At 69.4% G+C, this 20,220-nt stretch carries 19 protein-coding genes; 8 read left to right on the top strand and 11 right to left on the bottom strand.

The features are described from left to right. The first annotated feature begins 138 nt into the window (after positions 1-138). The 4 genes from AC0IYU_RS04180 (at position 139) to minE (ending at position 3,490) form a co-directional block, all read left to right on the top strand. Entirely contained in the window at positions 139-1,422 is a 1,284-nt protein-coding gene (locus AC0IYU_RS04180) for a solute carrier family 23 protein (protein ID WP_435486567.1), read from the top strand. A 129-nt stretch (positions 1,423-1,551) separates the two neighbouring features. Then, a complete protein-coding gene (gene minC, locus AC0IYU_RS04175) occupies positions 1,552-2,322 on the top strand; it encodes a septum site-determining protein MinC (RefSeq protein WP_435486568.1) in 771 nt (256 codons plus the stop codon). Positions 2,323-2,386: 64 nt separating this feature from the next. After that, positions 2,387-3,202, top strand: coding sequence for a septum site-determining protein MinD (gene minD / locus AC0IYU_RS04170; RefSeq protein ID WP_472113353.1), 816 nt, complete (start codon positions 2,387-2,389; stop codon positions 3,200-3,202). A gap of 3 nt (positions 3,203-3,205) precedes the next feature. Then, positions 3,206-3,490 carry a cell division topological specificity factor MinE gene (gene minE, locus AC0IYU_RS04165; RefSeq protein WP_472113350.1) on the top strand — a complete coding sequence of 95 codons (285 nt, stop codon included), beginning with the start codon at positions 3,206-3,208 and terminating at the stop codon, positions 3,488-3,490. On the opposite strand, the gene AC0IYU_RS04160 is transcribed toward minE, so the two are convergent. Together AC0IYU_RS04160 and AC0IYU_RS04155 are read right to left on the bottom strand one after the other, a co-directional pair. Next, positions 3,468-5,117, bottom strand: a complete 1,650-nt coding sequence (locus AC0IYU_RS04160) for a rhodanese-like domain-containing protein (RefSeq protein ID WP_472113347.1) — start codon at positions 5,115-5,117, stop codon at positions 3,468-3,470. The two genes, minE and AC0IYU_RS04160, sit on opposite strands and share 23 nt — an antisense overlap. A gap of 43 nt (positions 5,118-5,160) precedes the next feature. Continuing rightward, positions 5,161-6,141 (bottom strand): Bug family tripartite tricarboxylate transporter substrate binding protein, encoded by a 981-nt coding sequence (locus tag AC0IYU_RS04155; protein WP_472113345.1) that lies wholly within the window; start codon positions 6,139-6,141, stop codon positions 5,161-5,163. Between the two features lie 134 nt (positions 6,142-6,275). On the opposite strand from AC0IYU_RS04155, the gene AC0IYU_RS04150 reads away from it, so the two are divergent. Then, positions 6,276-7,211, top strand: coding sequence for a fatty acid desaturase (locus AC0IYU_RS04150; protein WP_472113342.1), 936 nt, complete (start codon positions 6,276-6,278; stop codon positions 7,209-7,211). Here AC0IYU_RS04150 and AC0IYU_RS04145 read toward each other — a convergent pair. Then, positions 7,186-10,110 carry an SEL1-like repeat protein gene (locus tag AC0IYU_RS04145; protein ID WP_472113340.1) on the bottom strand — a complete coding sequence of 975 codons (2,925 nt, stop codon included), beginning with the start codon at positions 10,108-10,110 and terminating at the stop codon, positions 7,186-7,188. The genes AC0IYU_RS04150 and AC0IYU_RS04145 overlap by 26 nt on opposite strands. A gap of 250 nt (positions 10,111-10,360) precedes the next feature. On the opposite strand from AC0IYU_RS04145, the gene AC0IYU_RS04140 reads away from it, so the two are divergent. Together AC0IYU_RS04140 and AC0IYU_RS04135 are read left to right on the top strand one after the other, a co-directional pair. After that, positions 10,361-11,305, top strand: coding sequence for a CysB family HTH-type transcriptional regulator (locus AC0IYU_RS04140; RefSeq protein WP_435439869.1), 945 nt, complete (start codon positions 10,361-10,363; stop codon positions 11,303-11,305). A 127-nt stretch (positions 11,306-11,432) separates the two neighbouring features. Beyond that, the gene (locus AC0IYU_RS04135; protein WP_435439868.1) at positions 11,433-11,696 is read left to right on the top strand and encodes a hypothetical protein; all 264 of its coding nucleotides are present in this window, start codon (positions 11,433-11,435) and stop codon (positions 11,694-11,696) included. Between the two features lie 69 nt (positions 11,697-11,765). On the opposite strand, the gene AC0IYU_RS04130 is transcribed toward AC0IYU_RS04135, so the two are convergent. The 7 genes from AC0IYU_RS04130 to AC0IYU_RS04100 all read right to left on the bottom strand — a co-directional run bounded on the left by AC0IYU_RS04130 (position 11,766) and on the right by AC0IYU_RS04100 (position 18,718). Beyond that, entirely contained in the window at positions 11,766-12,191 is a 426-nt protein-coding gene (locus AC0IYU_RS04130) for an RcnB family protein (protein ID WP_435486571.1), read from the bottom strand. Positions 12,192-12,345: 154 nt separating this feature from the next. After that, positions 12,346-13,236 carry a VOC family protein gene (locus AC0IYU_RS04125; protein WP_472113338.1) on the bottom strand — a complete coding sequence of 297 codons (891 nt, stop codon included), beginning with the start codon at positions 13,234-13,236 and terminating at the stop codon, positions 12,346-12,348. 27 nt (positions 13,237-13,263) lie between these two features. Further along, a complete protein-coding gene (locus tag AC0IYU_RS04120; protein ID WP_472113335.1) occupies positions 13,264-14,109 on the bottom strand; it encodes an ABC transporter ATP-binding protein in 846 nt (281 codons plus the stop codon). Beyond that, entirely contained in the window at positions 14,106-14,984 is an 879-nt protein-coding gene (locus AC0IYU_RS04115) for an ABC transporter ATP-binding protein (protein ID WP_472113333.1), read from the bottom strand. The genes AC0IYU_RS04120 and AC0IYU_RS04115 overlap by 4 nt, the downstream gene beginning before the upstream one ends. Next, a complete protein-coding gene (locus AC0IYU_RS04110) occupies positions 14,968-15,537 on the bottom strand; it encodes an OsmC family protein (RefSeq protein WP_472113330.1) in 570 nt (189 codons plus the stop codon). Before AC0IYU_RS04110 ends, AC0IYU_RS04115 begins: the two co-directional genes overlap by 17 nt. A gap of 12 nt (positions 15,538-15,549) precedes the next feature. Then, entirely contained in the window at positions 15,550-17,379 is a 1,830-nt protein-coding gene (locus AC0IYU_RS04105; protein WP_472113328.1) for an ABC transporter permease, read from the bottom strand. Positions 17,380-17,524: 145 nt separating this feature from the next. Beyond that, a complete protein-coding gene (locus tag AC0IYU_RS04100; RefSeq protein ID WP_472113325.1) occupies positions 17,525-18,718 on the bottom strand; it encodes an ABC transporter substrate-binding protein in 1,194 nt (397 codons plus the stop codon). A gap of 155 nt (positions 18,719-18,873) precedes the next feature. Here AC0IYU_RS04100 and AC0IYU_RS04095 point away from each other — a divergent pair, with 155 nt between their 5' ends. Then, positions 18,874-19,512: a GDSL-type esterase/lipase family protein gene (locus AC0IYU_RS04095; RefSeq protein WP_472113322.1), complete on the top strand. Its 639-nt coding sequence runs from the start codon at positions 18,874-18,876 to the stop codon at positions 19,510-19,512. A gap of 4 nt (positions 19,513-19,516) precedes the next feature. Here AC0IYU_RS04095 and AC0IYU_RS04090 read toward each other — a convergent pair whose 3' ends face one another. After that, on the bottom strand, positions 19,517-20,047 hold the full coding sequence (locus AC0IYU_RS04090) for a class IV adenylate cyclase (protein WP_472113319.1): 531 nt from the start codon (positions 20,045-20,047) through the stop codon (positions 19,517-19,519). Between the last annotated feature and the right edge of the window lie 173 nt (positions 20,048-20,220).

Here is a 20,220-nt window from a genome sequence, read left to right as displayed (position 1 = left end):
GGCCGGCACGCCGCTTTCTCCGATGTGCAGGGTGCGCGCCGGATGTTCAGCCCCCGTTTCCTCGCCCACAATCACGCCCCGGGCAAGCCAGGGCGTCCTGGCCACCGGGCACACACAACCAACAAGAGGAGATAAGCAATGTTCAACTGGACAGAACGACCCGCGTCCGCGCTGGCCAACGGCGCGGTCATCGGGCCCGACGAGCGGCTGCCCTGGCTGCAGACCGGCGCCATGGGCGTGCAGCACGTCATCGCCATGTTCGGCGCCACGGTGCTGGCGCCGATCCTGATGGGCTTCAGCCCCAACATCGCCATCCTGATGAGCGGCATCGGCACGCTCATCTTCTACTTCGTCACCGGCGGCAAGGTGCCCAGCTACCTGGGCTCGAGCTTCGCCTTCATCGGCGTGGTGATCGCGGCCAGCGGCTACGCGGGCAAGGGGCCCAACGCCAACATCGCGGTGGCGCTGGGGGGCATCGTGGCCTGCGGGGTGGTGTACATCCTGATCGGGGCGCTGGTGCAGGCCATCGGCACCGGCTGGATCGAGCGCTTCATGCCGCCCGTGGTCACGGGCGCGGTGGTGGCCGTGATCGGGCTCAACCTGGCGAGCGTGCCGATCAAGAACATGGCGGCCAGCAACTTCGACTCGTGGATGCAGGCCGTGACCTTCCTGTGCGTGGGCCTGGTGGCGGTGTTCGCGCGCGGCATGCTGCAGCGCCTGCTGATCCTGATCGGGCTGATCCTGGCCACGGTGGTCTATGCCGTGCTGACCAACGGCCTGGGGCTGGGCAAGCCGGTGGACCTGAGCGGCATCGCCAACGCGGCCTGGTTCGGCCTGCCGACCTTCACTGCGCCGGTGTTCACGGCCAACGCCATGCTGCTGATCGCCCCGGTGGCGATCATCCTGGTGGCGGAAAACCTGGGCCACCTGAAGGCAGTGACGGCCATGACCGGGCGCAACCTGGACGCCTACATGGGCCGCGCCTTCATCGGCGACGGCATCGCCACGGTGGTGAGCGGCGCCGCGGGCGGCACGGGCGTGACCACCTACGCCGAGAACATCGGCGTGATGGCCGCCACGCGCATCTATTCGACGGCGGTGTTCGTGGTGGCGGCCGTGATTGCGCTGGTGCTGGGCTTCAGCCCCAAGTTCGGCGCGCTGATCCAGGCCATTCCGCTGCCGGTGATGGGCGGCGTGAGCATCGTGGTGTTCGGCCTGATCGCCATCGCGGGCGCCAAGATCTGGGTCGATAACAAGGTGGACTTCTCGCAGAACAAGAACCTGATCGTGGCGGCCATCACGCTGATCATCGGCACGGGCGATTTCACGCTGAAGTTCGGCGACTTCGCGCTCGGCGGCATCGGTACCGCCACCTTCGGCGCGATCATTCTCTACGCCCTCTTGGGGCGCTCGAAGAACTGACGCGGCCCACCCCGGAAAAGTGCAACCTCATGAAAGAAGTGTTGTCCGGGGTGCTCCAGGCGGGGACGGGTCGCCGGGGTTTGGCCCGCGCCCGTTAGACTCCAACGCTTTTCGCACCGACGTTTTCCAATGGCCGATGTCTCCGCCGCGCGCACCAAGGCGGTTTTCGAATTCAAGAGCGCCACGCTGCCGCTGATCGCAGTGATCCTGAAGACGTCCGACCTGGACGTGCTGGCCGAGGCGCTCGACGCACAGCTGGCGGATTCGCCCGATTTCTTCGAGCAGGAGCCGGTGGTCATCGATCTTTCCCTGCTGCAGGACGCTCAGGGCGAGGGCCAGGCCGCCGCCGACATCGACTTTGCCGCGCTGCGCAGCCTGCTGGCGCGCCACCAGACCCAGCCCATCGCGGTGCGCGGCGGCAACGCCGGGCAGAACGCCGCGGCACGCGCCGCCGGCCTCTCGGTGGCGGCCATGCCCGCGGCCCCGGCGCCGCGTGCCCCGGCGCCGCCGGCCGAAGCCCCGGTGTCGGAAGCCCCGCAGATCGTGCGCGAGGTGCCGGTGCCGGCCAACGGCACGCTCCTGATCGACAAGCCGCTTCGTTCGGGCCAGCAGATCTACGCACGCGGCGGCGACGTGGTGGTGACGGCCGTGGTGAGCTTCGGCGCCGAGGTCATCGCCGACGGCAACGTGCACGTGTACGCCCCGTTGCGCGGCAAGGCCATTGCCGGCGCGCGGGGCAACACCGAGGCGCGGATCTTCTCGACCTGCATGGAAGCGCAGCTGGTGGCCATTGCCGGCATCTACCGGACCAATGAAGTGCCGCTGCCCGACAACGTGCTGGGAAAATCGGCCCAGGTGCGCCTGGACGGAAAAAAACTAGCGATCGACCCGATTCCCTGAGCCCCCTCACGGACCGCGGCGACCCTGACAACCAACAACTGAATCGAAACAAGAAGGAATGGCCATGGCCAAAATTGTGGTGGTGACTTCGGGCAAGGGCGGCGTCGGCAAGACGACCACGAGCGCCAGCTTCGCCTCGGGCCTGGCGCTCGCGGGCAAGAAGACGGCCGTGATCGACTTCGACGTGGGCCTGCGCAACCTGGACCTGATCATGGGCTGCGAACGCCGCGTGGTGTACGACCTGATCAACGTCATCCAGGGAGAAGCCAACCTGAGCCAGGCGCTCATCAAGGACAAACAGTGCGACAACCTGTTCGTGCTGGCCGCCTCGCAAACGCGCGACAAGGAAGCGCTGACGCAAGAGGGCGTGGAGAAGATCCTCGCCGACCTGGCCGCGATGGACTTCGAATACATCATCTGCGACTCGCCCGCGGGCATCGAGACCGGCGCCATGATGGCGATGTATTTCGCCGACGAGGCGCTGGTGGTGACCAACCCCGAGGTGTCCTCGGTGCGCGACTCGGACCGCATCCTGGGCATGCTCAGCAGCAAGACCAAGCGCGCCAAGGACGGCGGCGAGCCCATCAAGGAGCACCTGCTCATCACCCGCTACAACCCGAACCGGGTGGCGGGCGGGCAGATGCTGTCGCTGGAAGACATCCAGGACATCCTGCGCATCAAGCTGATCGGCGTGATCCCCGAGTCGGAAAGCGTGCTGCACGCCTCCAACCAGGGCGTGCCGGCCATCCACGACAAGGAAACCGACGTGGCCCAGGCCTACACCGACGTGGTGGCGCGCTTTTTGGGCGAAGACAGGCCGATGCGCTTCGTCGACGCCGAGAAGCCGGGCTTCTTCAAGCGGATTTTCGGAGGCAAGTAGGCCATGTCCTTTCTCTCGTTCCTGCTGGGCGAAAAGAAGAAGACTGCGAGCGTCGCGAAGGAGCGGCTGCAGATCATCCTCGCGCACGAGCGGTCCAGCCTCAGCGGCAAGAAGCGGCCCGACTATCTGCCCGAACTCCAGCGCGAGCTGGTGGCGGTGATTTCCAAGTACGTGTCGATCAACCCCGACGACATCAAGGTGCACCTGGAGACCCAGGACAACCTCGAGGTGCTCGACATCAAGATCGAGCTGCCCGACCCCACGCCTACGCCGGCCGGGGCGCGCTGAGCGCGAAGAAGCGAAAGCGCACGGACGGGTCTTTCACGACCCGTTCTGCCAGTGCGCGTTCCCACGCAAGGTAGCCGGCCCAGGCCGCATCGCGGCGCGGGCCGAACACGCGCATCACCGAGCCCCAGTCGTCGTCGAAGGGGGTCAGCAGCTGGGCCGGCTCGAACGCCGCCTCCAGCGGCCTTCCCGAAGCCTTCCAGCCCTGTGTTCCGCCCTGGAGCCAGGTGGACACCGCCCCTGAACCCTGCCAGCGCCGGTGCGCATCGCGCGCCACGCGGGCGGCGGCCGTGCCGTCCGGCGAGGTGAAGACGACGGTGCGGCCGGCCGCGGCATGCGGGGCGAGCGGCGTCAGCGAGGCCGGCAGCAGGTAGAGCGCACCGGGCAGGTGGCCGAGCTCGTAGTCCAGGCTGGGGCCGACGTCGATCACCGTGGCCGCGCCGTCCTCTTGCAGCGCGGCCAGGGCCTCGGGCGCAAGCGGCGGCGGGGCGGCGTCGATGGCCGCCGAGGGGTCGGGCGGGGCCTGCCTCGGCGTGAACTCGCCGTCGTACACGTACACCTCGGCCTGGCCGAGCTGCGTGAGCCAGAAGGCCGTGACGGCCGCGCGCAGCCGGTGCGCCGGGTCGTCGAGCAGCACGATGCGCGCGCCGCGCGTGCCCACGAGGTTCTCGAAATGCATCAGCAGCTGGCCGCCGGGCACCTGCCGCAGGCCGGTGTGCGCGAACGCAGGGTCGGCTTCCGGCCGCACGTCGAAGACGTAGAGGGTGCGCGCACCGTCGTCGCGCCACTGGGCCAGCTGCGCCGCATCGGCCACGGGCAAGGCGAAGCTGCGCAGCAGGTCGTCGGCGATGCCGCGCAGCAGCGCCGGGGATTCGGGCGGCAGTTCGTCCTCGGGCGCCGCGTTCTGCACCGTGGGTGCGCCGTGCAGGCCCCAGTCCATGACGCCGTCCTCGACGAACACGGCGTCGCTCGCGCGGCCGAGCAGCCGCAGCGTGGTCGCGCCGACGATGCCGCGCGTGCGGCTGAAGCAGTTGATGGCCCACAGGTGATCGGGCTGGTGCTCGGCCCCGCCCGGCGCGAAGCGGCGCAGCGCCAGCTCGGTGCCCGCGTGGTTGCGCGCGCCGGGCAGCGAGAGAAATTCGAACTCCGCGCGCGGCCGGGCATCCACCAGCGTGGTCGGCCGGCCATCGCGCAGGCGCGCGCGCAGGGCCTCCACGGGCAGGCCGGGCGTGCCGTAGTGCAGCCGCACCCGGTCGCCGAAGGCCTTGACCAGCGTGCCGTAGCCGTCGATGGCGGGCAGGCCCTCGGCCAGCCAGCGCTGCAGGCCGCCCGCGAGCGTGCGCACGTCGCTGTAGCCCAGCCGGGCGAGCACGGCAGCGGCTTCCTGCGCCACGCCATCGGGCGTGCCGCGGTCGTCGAGCAGCACCACCGGCGTGGAACGGCGCGGCACCAGCGCGCCCACCTGCACCTCGAGCCCGCTGAAGGGCGCGTTGCGCGCGAGGTTGAGGTGGCGCTGCACGAACCAGCGCGTCTCGCGCACGTCGAGCAATGCGATTTCCGCCGCAGGCTCGGCCAGCAGCAGGGCCCACAGCTCGGCGGGCGCAATGGCGTTTCGGGGTGTGGGGCTCATGCGCTCATTCTCGGGTTCGCGTCACTTTGCGCTGTGCCGCCGCTCAGTTGGGCTGGATGCCGGCCTGCTTCACCACCGCGGTCCACTTGACCGTCTCGCTGCGGATGAAGCGGCCGAATTCCTCGGGAGAGCTGCCCACGGTGAAGGCGCCGATGTCGTCGTAGCGCTTGCGGAAGTCCGCGCCCTGCACGATGTCGCGCAGTTCGCGCGACAGGCGCTGCACCAGCGGCGCGGGCGTGCCGCTGCGCACGACCACGCCGTACCAGGACGTGACCTCGAAGTCGGGCAGGCCGGCCTCGGCGGTGGTGGGCACGTCGGGCAGCCACGGTGCGCGCGTCTTGTAGGCCACGGCCAACGGCTTGAGCGTGCCGGCCTTCACGAAGGGAATGGCGGTGACCACCTCGTTGAAGATGAACTGCGTCTGGCCCGCGAGCAGGTCGTTGATGGCGGGCGCGCTGCCCTGGTAGGGGATGGCGGTGAAGTCGGCGCCGGTCTGCGTCTTGAGCAACTCGCCCGCGAGGTGCGAGTACGCGCCCACGCTGATGCCGTAGTTGACCTTGCCGGGGTTCTTCTTCGAGTAGTCGATCAGCTCGCGCGGCGTGTTCACCGGCAGTTTGGTGTTGACCAGCAGCACCTGCGGCGTCTGCACCAGCAGCGACACGGGCGTGAAGTCGCGCGCGAGGTCGTAGCTCAGCTGCTTGAAGAGCGCCGGCTGCACCGTGAGGTTGGAGGCGGGCGCGAGCAGCAGCGTGTAGCCGTCGGCCGGCTGGCGCGCCACGTGGTCGAAGCCGATGTTGCCGGCCGCGCCGCTGCGGTTCTCGACCACCACGGGCTGCCTGAGGCGCTGCGCCAGCTGCTCGGCGACCTCGCGGGCGATCTTGTCGGCGATGCCGCCGGCGGGATACGGCACGACCACGCGCAGGGTCCTGCTCGGGTAGTCGTCCACCGTGGCGGCGTGGATCTGCGCATCGGTGGCCAGTGCGGCGAGCAACGCCAGGGCCAGGCGGAGAAGGAAGTTTTTCATGGCAGAGGGAACACAGCGGAGCCGGCGAGCGTAGGCCGCACCCCGCGGCGCGACGAACGAAGTTTCACGTCCATGCTTATGCGAAATGCGCGCATGCAAGCGGTCGCTTGCTACCTAGCATGCAGTCCTTCACCATGACATCGACTGCCACGCCCCTCACGGAAAAGCCGTCCGCGCGCCGCCACTGGTGGTGGCACTACGAAGTGCCCACCCTGCTGCTGGCCGGCGCGCTCTACGCCGCATGGGCCGCGCTGCTGTGGTGGCACGCGGCGCTGCCGGGCTGGGCGTTGTTCGTGCTCGGCGGCTTTCTCGCGCAGCTGCATTTCTCGCTGCAGCACGAGAGCATCCATGCAATGCGGCACCTGCCGAAGTGGCTGCGCCACGCGGTGGTGTGGCCGCCGCTCAACCTGTGGCTGCCGTACCCGTTCTACAACCGCGGCCACAGTTCGCACCACGTCAACTTCCACCTGACGCACCCGGAGCGCGACAACGAAAGCGCCTACCACTCCGCGCCCGCCTGGGCCGGCTACGGGCCGGTGTGGCGGTGGATGTACATGGCCAACCAGACGATCGCCTTCCGCGTGGTGCTGGGGCCGTTCCTGCGGCTGTGGAAGCTGGTGCGCTTCGAAGCCGGCCAGGTGCTCTCGGGCAACTTCTCGCGCCTGCCGACATGGGGCTGGCATGCGCTGAGCGTGGCGCCGGTGCTGTACTACGTGACGGCCGTCTGCGGCATGGGCCTGGGCGAGTACCTGCTGTACGTCGTGTACCCCGGGATGATGCTGGGCTCGCTGCGCACCTTCACCGAGCACCGCTGGGCCGACACGCCGCACGAGCGCGTGGCCATCGTCGAGTCGAACGTCGTGTTCGGGCTGCTGTACCTGTTCAACAACCTGCACCACGTGCACCACCGCGCGCCGACCATGCCCTGGTACGAGATTCCGGTGTACTTCCGCAGGCACCGCGCGGCGGTGCTGGCGGCGAACGGCAATTTCTACTACCGGGGGTACGGCGAGATCGTGCGGCGGCACCTTTTCCGGCCGGTGTTCACCCCGGTTCATCCGACGTGGTAGCGGGCAGCGCCCGCAGGCGCTGCGCCCATTCGGCCGCCTTGCGCGCGTCGAACAGCGGGCTCTCGCGGTCGCCGTAGAGCACCTGCGCCAGGTCTTCGACACAGGCGCGCTGGCTTTCCAGGTTCTGCTCGCAGTCGTCGAGCGCGGCGCCGGCCAGCAGCCAGCGTTCGGCCTCGACGGCCTCCGGCGGCGCGCCATGCCCGTGAAGGCGCAGCATGCCCAGCTCGTAGCAACCCCAGCCCTGCAGGCGGCTGTCGTCGTCTTCGGCCAGCTTCTGGAACGCGTAGGCCGCCTCGGCGTAGAACACCTTCGCCTGCGCCGCATCGACGGCACCGTCGCCATCCTTCCCGCCCGCTGCCGCGGCCTGCCTGCACAGCGTGACGCCGAGCTGCAGCGTGCCGTCGTGGTCGCCGGCTTCGTCGCTGCGGCGGAAGTAGCCCGCGGCGCGCGCCAGGTCGGGCGCTACCTGCTCGCCGGCCCGCAACGCCAGCCCCAGGTTGAACAGCGCCATGAGGTTGTCGCGTTCGGCGGCCGCCTCGTAGTGCCGCACGCCGGCCTCGGGGTCGCGTTCGCCGCCCTGCCCTTCAAAGAGCATGTAGCCCAGCTGGGCCAGGGTTTCCGCGTCGTCGGCGCCGCCGTGCGCAACGGCGTGGACGAGCCATGCGCGCGCGCCGGCCAGATCGGCGCCCGTGCCCGCCGCGTCCGTGCGCAGCATCAGCGCGAACTCGCGCATGGCTTCGGGCAAGCCGCCCGGTGACGCGCTGGCAGGCGCATCGCCGGGCGCACGCACGCCGGCGGCGCGCGCCATCCATTTCAGGGCCTGCGCTGCGTCGGCCGGAACGCCCTCGCCGTCGCGCAGATGGCAGGCCAGCTCGTAGGCCGCCCGCAGGTCGCCCGCCGCATGGCGCGCGGCCATGTGCGCGGCGTGCTCCTGCTCGCGGCCGTCGGCATGCAGCCAGACGTACACGTCGCGGTCGTTGCGCGCGGCCTTCACCGGCTCGCCGGCGCTCCAGCGCTTGCGCAGTTCGGAGCGGACCAGCACGGCGTACCAGCCCTCGCTCACGGAGACCGGCGACGCGATCCAGGGGTAGGCCTGCGGATGCAGCGTGGAACCGTCGGCGCGCAGCACGCCCACGGCCAGCTGTCCCTTGGCGGTCTTGTCGGTCTTCTCGGCGCGCGGCAGCGGGTCGGCCACCAGCCAGCCGATGTCCTGCGTGCCCCACGTCAGCGGCTGCACCGTGCGGTGCCTGCAGGGCACCAGCTCGCGGCCGGCGCCGATGTCGTAGATGCCGCGCAGCCACGGCGCGTTCTTCGCCGTGCGGCCGCCCTTGGACGCCACGCGCACCAGGTCGCGCTGCACCATCGCGTGGGCGCGCTCCTCGCCGGTCAGCGGCTCCAGCGATTCGAACAGGCCGTAGTCGAAGGGCACCAGCACCTGGCCCTGCGCGTCGATCAGCCCGCACCGGCCGGCTTCGCGCTGCACGGCGAAGCGCTTCGGCCGGGCCACAGGCGCATGGCCCGGCGCCGCGTCGGCGGCCTGCAGCATCTCGACGGGATATTCCTCGAGCAGCTCCAGCACCTCGTACACCGGCTCGACCGCCACGCGGCCCTGCGCATCGATGAGCCCGGTCTTGCCGCCGCGCGTGGCCTCGAAGGCGTCCCAGTCGTGGTGCCACTCGAGGGTGTCGAAACCCGGCGGCACGGCCCATGCGCCGTCGGTGCGCACCAGGCCCCAGCCGGCGTCGGTGTGCGCGGGTGCGAGGCCGCAGGGCGCGAAGTCCTCGGCCTCGTCGAATTGCGGCGCGACGGCCCACCGGCCCTGCGCATCGACATAGCCCTGGCGCTCGCCCACGCGGGCGCGCGCCATGCCGCCGGCGAAGCTCCAGATCTCGTCGACCGAGGGCGCCATGAGCCAGCTGCCGTCCGGGCGCAGCAGGCCGATGTGGTCGCCCACCAGCACGGTGGCGATGTCGTCCTCGAAGTCCCACGCCTCGTCGAGCTGCGGTTCGAGCAGCACGCGCGGCGCATCGGTGTGCGCAAGCAGCAGGCCGGTGTGCTCGCCGCGCGACACCCACAGCAGGCGCGCGTCGCTCGCGCCGCTGGCGCGGATGTCGTCCCATGCGGGCTCGGCCACGGTGCGCCGCTCGCCGTCTTGCGAGAAGCGCACGCCCCACAGGCCGTTGGCCTCGAAGCGCCAGAGCGGGCCGTCCAGGTGGTTGTCCCAGTCGCGGTCTTCTCCGGCTTCCCCGTCTTGCTCGTCGCCTTCATTCGCCATGAAGTCTTCGAAGCGCTCGTCGCGCGGCGGCTCGTAGCCGTTGAAGTACGGATGCGACACACCGCCCAGGCCGAACTGCCAGGCCCAGCCCTCCCAGTCCGAGAAGCGCTTGATGCCGAGTTCGGCGTCGAAGCCCGGGTGGTTGCCGCCGTCGATGCAACGCTGCACGCGCGCCCACCGCGCATTGCATTCGTTGCGGCTGCGCTCGATGAAGCCGTCCTGCTGCGCATCGCCGTCCATCCACGACAGCTCGTCCAGGTCGGCGGACAGGCACGCCCGGGTGCCTTCGGGCGCCTCGTCGATCAGCGCGGCCAGGTGCAGCGCCAGCGCCTCGAACTGCAGCGCGACCTGCGGCAGCGTGTGCAGCATCGGATGCTGCCCCACGAAGGCCTGCATGCGCCGCACGCGGCCCAGCGCGGCGTGCGCGTCGCTGGCGAGGTTGCGGGTGCCGGCATCGCCGAAGACGCGCTGGTGGTCGATGGCCGCGCCCGCCGCGCCGTCGGCCAGCAGGATCTGCCAGAGCACGGGAAAGTTGTTGTTGGCCGCGCCGAATTCGGTGGAGGCGGCCTCTTCGTCATCGGCTGCGGTGCGGTGTTCGAGATAGAGCCAGGAGCGATTACCCATGTGCGGTCGGTGCGTGTGTGGTGCCTGGCGAAGGCCAGGGTTGGCGGGCAGTTTAGGGGCGCGGCACGAGGCGCCGAGCGGCCGGCGCACTCAACCCCCACGCCCTCCTCGAATCGGCAGCAAACGCCTTAAAGATGTTTTGTTCATGTGGAACCAACAAACGCATCGTTCCCCGAATAAGCACTTCTGCCGAGAATCGCCCCTCGGCCTCGTCCGGGGCCCTGACTTTCCTGACTCACCTCCGCGGCAGATGAACTTCCAACAACTGCGCTCGGTACGCGAGGCCGTTCGTTGCGGCTTCAACCTGACCGAAGTCGCCCACACCCTTCACACCTCGCAGCCCGGCGTGAGCCGGCAGATCCGCGAACTCGAGGAGGAGCTCGGCATCGAGCTCTTCGTGCGCGCCGGCAAGCGGCTCACCGGGCTCACCGAGCCCGGCGGCCACGTGCTGCCGATCATCGAACGCATGCTCATGGAGAGCAGCAACCTCAAGCACGCGGGCCAGGAGTTCGTGGCGCAGCAAAGCGGCCTGCTCTCGGTGGCGGCCACGCATTCGCAGGCGCGCTACGCCATGCCGGTGGCGGTGCAGGAATTCCGCACCCAGTTCCCGAACGTGAAACTGCACCTGCACCAGGGTTCGCCCAAGCAGATCGCGCAGATGCTGCTCGACGGCGAGGCCGACGTGGGCATCGCCACCGAGGCGCTGGGCGACTACCCGCAGCTGGTCGCCCTGCCCTGCTACCGCTGGACGCATTCGGTGATCGTGCCGCCGGGCCATCCGCTGCTGGACGCGCCGCTCACGCTCGACGCGCTCACGCGCTACCCGCTCATCACCTACGACACCGGCTTCACGGGCCGCTCGCGCATCGACGAGGCCTTCGAGCAGCGCGGGCTGCAGCCCAACATCGTGCTGGCCGCGATGGACGCCGACGTGATCAAGACCTACGTGCAACTGGGCCTGGGCGTGGGCATCGTTGCCGGCGTGGCCTACGAGGCCGAGCGCGACACGCAGCTGCGTGCGCTCGACGCGGGGCGCCTGTTCGGCATCAACCTCACCAAGCTGGCGGTGCGCCGGGGCACCTACCTGCGCAAGTATGTCTACGCATTCATCGAGTCGTTCGCGCCGACGCTGACACGTGCCGTCGTGGAAAAGGCGCTGGGCGACGAGGCCAAGGCCTCGCACTACGAAATCTAGAGCCTGTCCAGCGGCAGTTGCAGGGTGTGTACTGCGGACGACAGAAAGGTTAAAAAAGAAGAATGCGGCTTCACACAGGGGGCGTACATTCGGGTTAATTCCCTGGCTTCCTGGAAACGGATCAGCAATGGCATCGACCCCGCAGCAGCAGCAACAGCAAACCAGGGCCGCCCTCAAGGCGGCCGATGCAGCAGAGCGCCGCGAGCGGTTGAGACGGGCCCTGCCCGCCACGGTGGAGCTGCTGCAGAGCCGACAGGCCGACCGCATCGACGACGCCGACATCGACGCGTACGTGGGCCTCAACTGGCTCGAATGGCACGGCGGCGGCTTGCGCCTGACCATCACCGGGCGCAACGTCTGCGCCCAGTCCGCACCCACCGCATTGGTCTGAAAAAAACGCCGCAAGCCTTCAGGCCTGCGGCGTTCGTCTGTTGCGTGCTGAAGCCGAAACAGCGTCTGTTTACTGGCCTGCGATGATGTTGGCGATCACACCGGTGGCAATCGCCGCGAGGACGAAGTCGCCGCCCACGCCCACCCACTGGTAACCACGGGGCGGCTGCTGCAGGCGGTAGGAACGCCAGTCCTGCACCACATAGTTGCGGCCACGGTACTCGGGCGGCACGCGGCCACCACGGCGCCATTCGGCGTGCGGCTGCGGGAAGCCGCGGCGATCGAACTGGCGCCCGTCGCGGAAGTCCTGGTTGCCGCGGTAGCCCGGAGGGCCGCCACGGTGGTCGCCATTGGGGCCACGCTGTTCGAAGCGGCCATCGCCGCCGGGACCCGGGCGACCGTCGAAGCGGCGGTCTTGCGCAAAGGCGCTCCCCGCGGCCATGCACATTGCAAGCGCCGCGGCGGCAACGGCCATGCTCTTTGAATTGCGGATCATCTGGAACTCCTTCATGCGTTGTTGACGAGTCCATTGTGTGCCCCGCTTGTGTCGGCTTCGGACACTTCAGGTCGCGGTCAGGTGAAATCAGGTAAGCGCTGGTATCGGGGCGGGGCCTTGTCCTGCACGGCCCGTCGGCGCCACGCAGTTCAGCTCATCCGCCCACGACGCCGTCGGCCGTGTATGTGTGATGGCCGGGCTTCGTTTCGCGCCCCACCGGCGGCAGGTCGAGCTCGATCGACGCGCCATGCGTGCGCGCCAGGTCGAGCGTGCCGGTCGACTGCGGCTTGCCGGTGTGCAGCACGAGCGCGTACGGGCCCTCGCCGCGCGCGGCGATGCGCTGCGCGAGCGTGCCGCTGCCCTCCCCTGCATTCGTCGCGTTCTCGCGCGGCGACGACAGCACCAGCACGCTGCCGCCCAGCGCGATGACCGCCACGCGCACATTGCTGGCCGGCACCGCCACGGGCTCGCCGATGTGCGTGTCCGTGTTGTCGTGTCCAGTGCCAAGCAAGGCACGGTAGCGCGCCAGCGTGGCATCGAGGTCGCGCACGGCAATGGCCAGGCTCGCCACGCCGAGTGCGCCGTTGGCATGCACGCGCACCTCGCCTTCGGGCACGCGCAGAGCGCGCGGCGTGAGGTCGCCGCACAGGAACGGCAGGTCGGCCGACGGCGAGCGCGCCGTCTGCCAGCGCAGGCGTTCGCCGTCGGGGCGCACGCGCCCGCCGTCGAGCGGGCCTTCGAGCAGCAGGCCGCGCGCCTTCGCATCGGCCACGGTGGCCGCGGTGCTGGCGGGCAGCAGCGCAAAGTCGACGACGCCCTCGCCGTGGCGCTGCAGCAGCTGCCACCAGCGTTCGGTGGGCGACGGTTCGCGCCATGCGATCAGCTCGAAGTAGCTGCCGTCGCCGAACACCACCAACGCGTTGTGCGTGGCGCGGCCCGGATGGTCGCCGCCGCGCACCACGTGGAAGCCGAGCGCGCCGTAGTCGGCGATGGTGCGTTCCAGGTCGTGGACCGCGATGACGATGTGGTCGAGCTTCAAGGACATTGTGTGTTTCTCCGTGGGTGGTCTGGATCAGGAAGCGGTGCGCGCGGCGTCGCTGCCGCCCAGGTACGCATCGCGGATGCGCGCGTCGGCCAGCAGCTCGCGCGCCGGGCCCGACAGCACGATGCGCCCGGTCTGCAGCACGTAGCCGTGGTGCGCGATCTGCAGCGCCAGGCTGGCGTTCTGCTCGACCATGAACACCGACACGCCCTGCGCGTTGATGCGCGCGATGAGCTCCAGCACCTTGTCGACGTACAGCGGCGACAGGCCCATGGTCGGCTCGTCCATGCAGATGAGCTGCGGGCGGCCCATGAGCGCGCGCGCCATGGCCACCATCTGCTGCTCGCCGCCCGACAGCGTGCCGGCCTGGAACTCGATGCGCTCGGCCACGCGCGGAAAGAGCTCGAGCATGCGCTCGAGGTCTTCGGCCACGGCCTTGCGGTCGCTGCGCGCATAGGCGCCCATCAGCAGGTTCTCGCGCACGGTCATCGCGGGAAACAGGCGGCGGGCCTCGGGCACGGAGCCGATGCCTTGGCGGATGATCTGCGGCGTGCTCAGGCCCAGCGTCGAGGCACCGTTGAAGTTCACTTCGCCCGAGCGCGGCTTGAGCAGCCCGAGCACGATCTTCATGGTGGTCGACTTCCCGCTGGCGTTGCCGCCGAGCAGGCTCACGATCTGGCCCTTGCGCACCTCGATGTCGAGGTCGAAGTGGGCCTGCACGGGGCCGTAGAAGCTGTTGATCTTCTTGAGCTGGAGCAGGGGATGTTTCGAGCCGCTGGATGCGGGCGCGGTGGTGCGTTCAGGCAGACCCTCACCCCAACCCTCTCCCCGCTGGGGAGAGGGAGCAAGACCGGAGCGGGCGACGGTGGCGATCATGCGGAGACCGCCTCTGCCTCTGCATGCGTCTGCGTCTGCGTCTGCGTCCGTGCCGTGCCCACATGGCGATGCCCCAGGTACGCTTCGATCACCGCTGGGTCGTTGCGCACTTCGTCGGGCAGGCCTTCGGCGATCTTGCGGCCGTCGTCGAGCACGGCCACGCGGTCGGACAGCTGCATCACCAGGTCGAGCTTGTGCTCGATCAGCAGGATGGTCTGGCCGCGCGCCTTCAGGCCGCGAATGATCTCCAGCATCTCGGCCGTCTCGCTCTCGTTCATGCCCGCGGTGGGTTCGTCGAGCAGCAGCAGGCGGGGCTTGAGCGCCAATGCCCGTGCGATCTCCACACGGCGTCGGTTGGCGTACGACAGGCTGTAGGCCGGGTGGTCCACGCGCGGTGCCAGACGCTCGCCGAACAGCGCGATGATCTCGCGCGCTTCTTCGCGCAGGGCCTGTTCCTCGCGGCGCACGGCGCCGGGCTGCAGCAGCGCCAGCGCGAGCTCGGCCAACGCGCCCAGGCCCGGGATGCCGCCCACGCGCGGTTTCACGGCGCGCAGCCGCGTGTGCGCGCCCACCAGCACGTTGTCGAGCACCGAGAGGTTCGCGAACACGCGCCCATGCTGGAAGGTGCGCGCCAGGCCGCGCTGCGCGAGCTGCTGCGCCGGCAGGCCGGTGATGTCCTGCCCGTCGAACAGCACCTGCCCTTCGTCGGGCCGGTCGAGGCCTGTGACCAGGTTGAACAGCGTGGTCTTGCCCGCGCCGTTCGGCCCGATCACGCTGAGCAGTTCGCCCTCGCGCACGTGCAGGTCCACGGCATTGACGGCCGTGAGCCCGCCGAAGCGGCGCACGAGGCCGCGGATTTCAAGCAGCGAGGGCATCGGCGGTTTGATCCACGGTGCGGGCCTTCGAGTTGACGAGCTTCACCTCGGCGCGAATGGTCTGCGGGTTGCGCAGCAGGTTGAGGATGGGGCAGTTGCGCTCCACCGCCTCGAACAGCGCGTCGATCTCCTCTCGGCTCGCGGTCGAATCGATGTGCACCGTGTAGCCGATCTCGTGCGGCCAGATCGGCGTCTGCTCGTGGCCCGGCTTGCCGCCGCGCGGATCGATGACGCCGGTCACTTCCACCTCCAGGCTCTCGAGCGGCACCTGGCGCTCGGCCGCATGGATCAGGAAGATGTGCGTCACGCAGGTGCCCAGCACGCCCAGCTGCAGCTCGGGGGAACTGGGCCCGAGGTTGTAGCCCGCGAAATCGGGCGGGCTGTCGCTGATGACCTGGTGCTCGCGGATGCGCAGGCGGCGCACGCCGCTGCGGCCCTCGGCCTTGACGCTGGCCTTCAATTGCGCGGGCTTGGCGGTGCCCGCTTCGACAGCGGCATGGCGTGCCAGCACGGCAGCGCGTTTCTCGGCGAGGTAGTCGTTCAGGTGGCTCATGGTGTGGTTCTTTCAGACAGTGCCCAGCAGACCTTGCGGGCGGAAGCGAATCAACAGGAGCAGCGCGACGCCGTAGATCAGCATGCGGTACTCGGCCGTCACGCGGAACAGCTCCGGCAGGCTCACGAGCGCGACCGCGCCGAGCAGCGCGCCGCTGATGTTCCCCAGGCCGCCCAGGATCACCATGGTCAGCGCGAGGATCGAGATCTGCGAGCCGAAGGTCTCATGGTTGATGTACGAGTACATGTGCGCGGTGAAGGCGCCGCTCACGCCGGCCGCGAAGCCGCCGAAGCCGAAGGCCATCGCCTTGTAGCGGTCGGGGCTCACGCCGTAGGCGCGCGCGGCCACCTCGTCCTCGCGCACCGCGCGGAAGGTGCGGCCCAGGTGCGAGCGCAGCAGGCGCCACTGCAGCAGGGCCAGCAGCACCATCGCACCGAACGAGGCCCAGTAGATGGCCTCGTTCGACGAGGCGTCGCGCCCGAACAGCGACAGCGGCGGAATGCCCGACACGCCGATGGGCCCGTGCGTGAGGCTTTCCCAATTCAGGATCGTGAGCGCCACGATCTCGCCGATGCCGAGCGTGGCGATCGACACGTAGTGGCCGCGCAGCCGGAAGGCCGGGAAGATCAGCGCGGTGCCGATCAACGACGTGAGAAGGCCCGCCGCCACGATGCCCGTGCCGACCGGCAGGTGCAGGTCGAGCACCAGCAGCGACGAGGCATACGCGCCGATGGCCAGCAGCCCCGCATGGCCCAGCGAGATCTGCCCGATGGTGCCGGCCACCAGCGTGAGGCTGAGCGCGAGCGCACCGTAGAGCCATGCGTTGGTGAGCGTCTGCAGCAGGTACGGCGACGGATCGAACAGCGGCAAGGCCGCCGCCGCGGCGAACAGCGCGAGCAGCACACGCGGCGGTATGTGCCACGGCTTGCTCGGCGCGATGAAGGTGCCCGTGAGCGGCTCGGGCGGCAACGCGCGCTTGCGGCCGAACAGGCCGTTGGGCTTCCACACCAGGATCACCAGCAGCAGCGCGAAGGCGAACAGGTTGCGGTACGGCGTGCCGAGAATCGCCACGCCGTAGCTCTCGATGAGCCCCAGCAGCAGGCTGCCGACGATGGCGCCCGGCACGTTGCCCACGCCGCCGACCACCGTGGCCACCACGCCCTTGAGCGTGGCCTGGAAGCTCATCGCCGGGCTGATGTTGTTGTAGTACATGCCCACCAGCAGGCCCGAGAGCCCGCCCAGCGCGGCGGCGATGGCGAACACGGTCTGGTTCACGCGGTCGACGTCCACGCCCATCTGCTGCGCCGCGTCGCGGTCCTGCGCGGTGGCGCGCACGGCCCAGCCGAGCCTGGTGAAACGCAAGAAGCCGAACAGCACCGCCGCGCTCGTGATGCCGATGCCCGCGATGAGGATGTCGAGCGCGCCGATGGTGCCGGTGCCGATCTGCAGGCGCCAGTCGGGCAGCTGCGTGGGCAGCGAGCGCGGGTCGGGGCTGAACACCAGCTGCACCAGGATGTCGAGCACGAAGCTGATGCCGATGGTGGCCAGCAGCGGCGCGATGCGTGCCGCGCCCTGCAGCGGCCGCAGGCCCACGCGCTCGATCAGCATGCCCAGCGCGCCGGAGCCCAGCACCACGAGCAGGATGGTCACGGGCAGCGGCGTGTGCAGGTAGGTGATGCTGGCCCAGCCGATGTACGCACCCACCGTGTACACCGAGCCGTGCGCGAAGTTGATGAGGTGCGACACGCCGAAGATCAGCGCGAGGCCCACCGCGAGCAGCGCGTAGATGTTGCCGATGATCAGGCCGTTGACGGTGTAGTCGAAGAAGGAGGTGAAGCTCATGCGGTGCTGCCTGCCTTGCTCCCTCTCCCTCTGGGAGAGGGTTGGGGTGAGGGCACGCGGCCATCAACGCCGCGCGATGTTGCGAGGCCGACTGCCCTCACCCTAGCCCTCTCCCAGAGGGAGAGGGAACAACGCCAAGACCCGGTCATTTCGTGGAGGCCACGGCCGCCTTCTCGTCCAGCTGCGCCCACTTGCCGTCCTTCACCACCAGGTTCACGCTCTTCACCCCGACCACGCGGCGCGTCTGCGCATCGAAGTTGGCCTTGCCGAAGATCACGCTCGGCACGTCCTTGATCTTGTAGAACGCGTCGCGCACCGCCTTGCGGTCGGCCTTGGGGCCGGCCTGGCGCAGCGCCGCCGCGGCGTACACCACCGCGTCGTACGCGTAGGCGTTGAACGCATCGGGCTCCTTGTTGTACTTGGCGCGGAAGCTCATCACGAAGTCCTGCACCTCGGTGCGCGGCTCCTCGGGATAGAAGGCCGTGTTGGTGTGGATGCCGTTGACCGCCGCGCCGCCGAGCTCGATGAACTTGGGCGAATACACCGAACCCACTGCAGCGATCGGCTGCTTCAGGCCCACGCTGCGCACCTGGCCCGCGATGAGCGCGCCGTCGGGGTAGTAGGAGATGAGCACCAGCCCGTCGGGGTTGGCGTCGCGCACGCGCACCAGCGTCGAGCGGAAGTCCTTCTCGTCGGGCTGGTAGCCCTCGGCAATGGCGAGCTGCGCGCCGCGCTCCTGCGCGGCCTTCACCAGCACGTCCTTGCTGGTGCGGCCCCAGTCGGTGTTGAGGTAGAGCACCGCGATGCGCTTGAAGCCCAGCGTCTTCACCGCGAGCTCGGCCAGCAGCGGCTGCGCGTCGGCCTGGCTGATGGAGGGGCTCCAGATGTAGTCGCCGCCCTTGGTGAAGTCGGGGTGCGAGTTGGTGAAGCCCAGCTGCACCAGGCCCGCGCGCTGGTAGATGGGCGAGGCGGCCATCGATGCGGGGCTGGAGAAGTCGCCCAGCTCGATGAGCACGCGCTTGTCGTTCACCAGTTTCTGCGCAATGGCCACCGACTGGCGCGGATCGCTCTGGCTGTCCTCGAAGTTGTAGGCCAGCGGACGGCCCAGGATGCCGCCCTGCGCGTTGATGTGGTCCAGCGCCAGGTCGAAGCCCGCCTTCCACTGCGCGCCGTACTGCGCGTTCTGCCCGGTGAGCGGCCCGCTCACGCCGAACCACACGGGCTCGCCGGTGGCGGGTGCGGCCCAGGCGGCAAGGGGTGCCACCAGCAAGGCGGTGGAAAGCGCGGCCACGTGGCGCAGGAAGCGGTGGCGATTGAGAAGCGTCGCAGGCGTGGGCATGGTGTCGAACCCCGTGATGAATGAACGTGCAGGGCCGCGATTCTTCGCCTGCGCCCTGCGCCGGGGAACGAACAAAAACGGGGAGGCTTATGCGCTTTCCGCGCAAAGGGGCAAGCGCCGGCGAGCCCTGTGGCTGCGTTTATGCTGCGCGCCACATGAAGCGACGACACCTCCTCCACCTGGGGGCCTTCGTGCCCGCCCTGGCCCTCTTGTCGGCCTGCGGCAAGCGCAAGCCCACCATCGCCGCACTGAAGTCCGATGCCCGCGTGCTGGCCATCGGCGACAGCCTGACCCATGGCTACGGCGCACCGCCCGAGGCAGCGTGGCCCGTGAAACTCGGCGAGCTCACGGGCTGGCAGGTCGACAACGAGGGCGTCAACGGCGACACCTCCGATGGCGCACTGCAGCGGTTGCCCGCGCTGCTGAACGCGGGCGCCTACGACGCCATCCTGATCGGCATCGGCGGCAACGACATGCTGCGCGGCGTGTCGGCCACGGCCACGCGCGACAACCTCGCGGCGCTGATCACGCAGGCACGTGCGCACACGCCTTACGTCGCCGTGCTGGCCACGCCGGCGCCCGATGCGATGCGCGCGGCGGTCGGTTCGCTCAGCGACGCGCCGTTCTACGAAGAGGTGGCCAAGTCGCAGCAGGCGCTGCTGGTGCCCAATGTGTATTCGAGCGTGCTGTCGGACGCGTCGCTGCGCTCCGACCGCATCCATGCCAATGCACGAGGCTATGAAAAGGTCGCGCAGCTGCTGGCGGACCAGCTCAAGGCCGCGGGCTGGCGCTGATTGATCAGGCGCTGCTGATCGAGGCGTTCAGCAGGTCGACGTAGGCGCCCTGCACCAGCTGGTCGGCGCCCACGCCCAGCCGTGCCATGAGCGCGTGCGCTTCGGCCGTGCCGGCCTCTGCGGACTCGCCCTCTTCCAGCACCACTTCGAGCTCGAGGAACTCGCCCAGGCCTTCGACGCGGTCGAGGTGCACACGCGTGCGGCCAGCGATGAACAACCGTCGCTGCTTGCGCACGCGCCCGGCCTGGCCCCACGCGAGCGTGAGCGATTCGCGCAGCACGTCGGGCGTGGTGCAGGGCGTGATCAGGTAGAACGATTCCTTCGGCCCGCTGCTGTTGGCGCGGCGGTAGAAGATCAGCTCGGCGCGGTCGTGCGCGAAGGTGCGCAGCTTGAGGCGGTCGGCGCTGTCGTTGCAGCGGAAGAAGGTGTCGTCCTGCGCGATCTCGATGGGGCCCTGGTCGGCCAGCGTTGCTGCGATGGTTGCAACGCGGTCCACGCTGTCGATGCGGGCCTTGATCTCGATGTTTCTTGGCATGCCTGTTTCTCTTCATGAGTTACCGATGTTCGGCGGTCTCCTGTGCAGGGCGTGTGAACAGGCAGCCGGGTACTTCCCTCCGCGAACGTCCCCCGGGGCTGCGCCCCTCCTCCTTCATTTCGCTGCGGGAAGCACCCGACGCCCTGTTCACTTGGGCACGCTGTCGGTGAACG

This window comes from Variovorax sp. AC103, assembly GCF_979254005.1.
The sequence above is the reverse complement of the archived record's forward strand: the minus strand, read 5'-3'. Positions and strand labels throughout refer to the sequence as shown.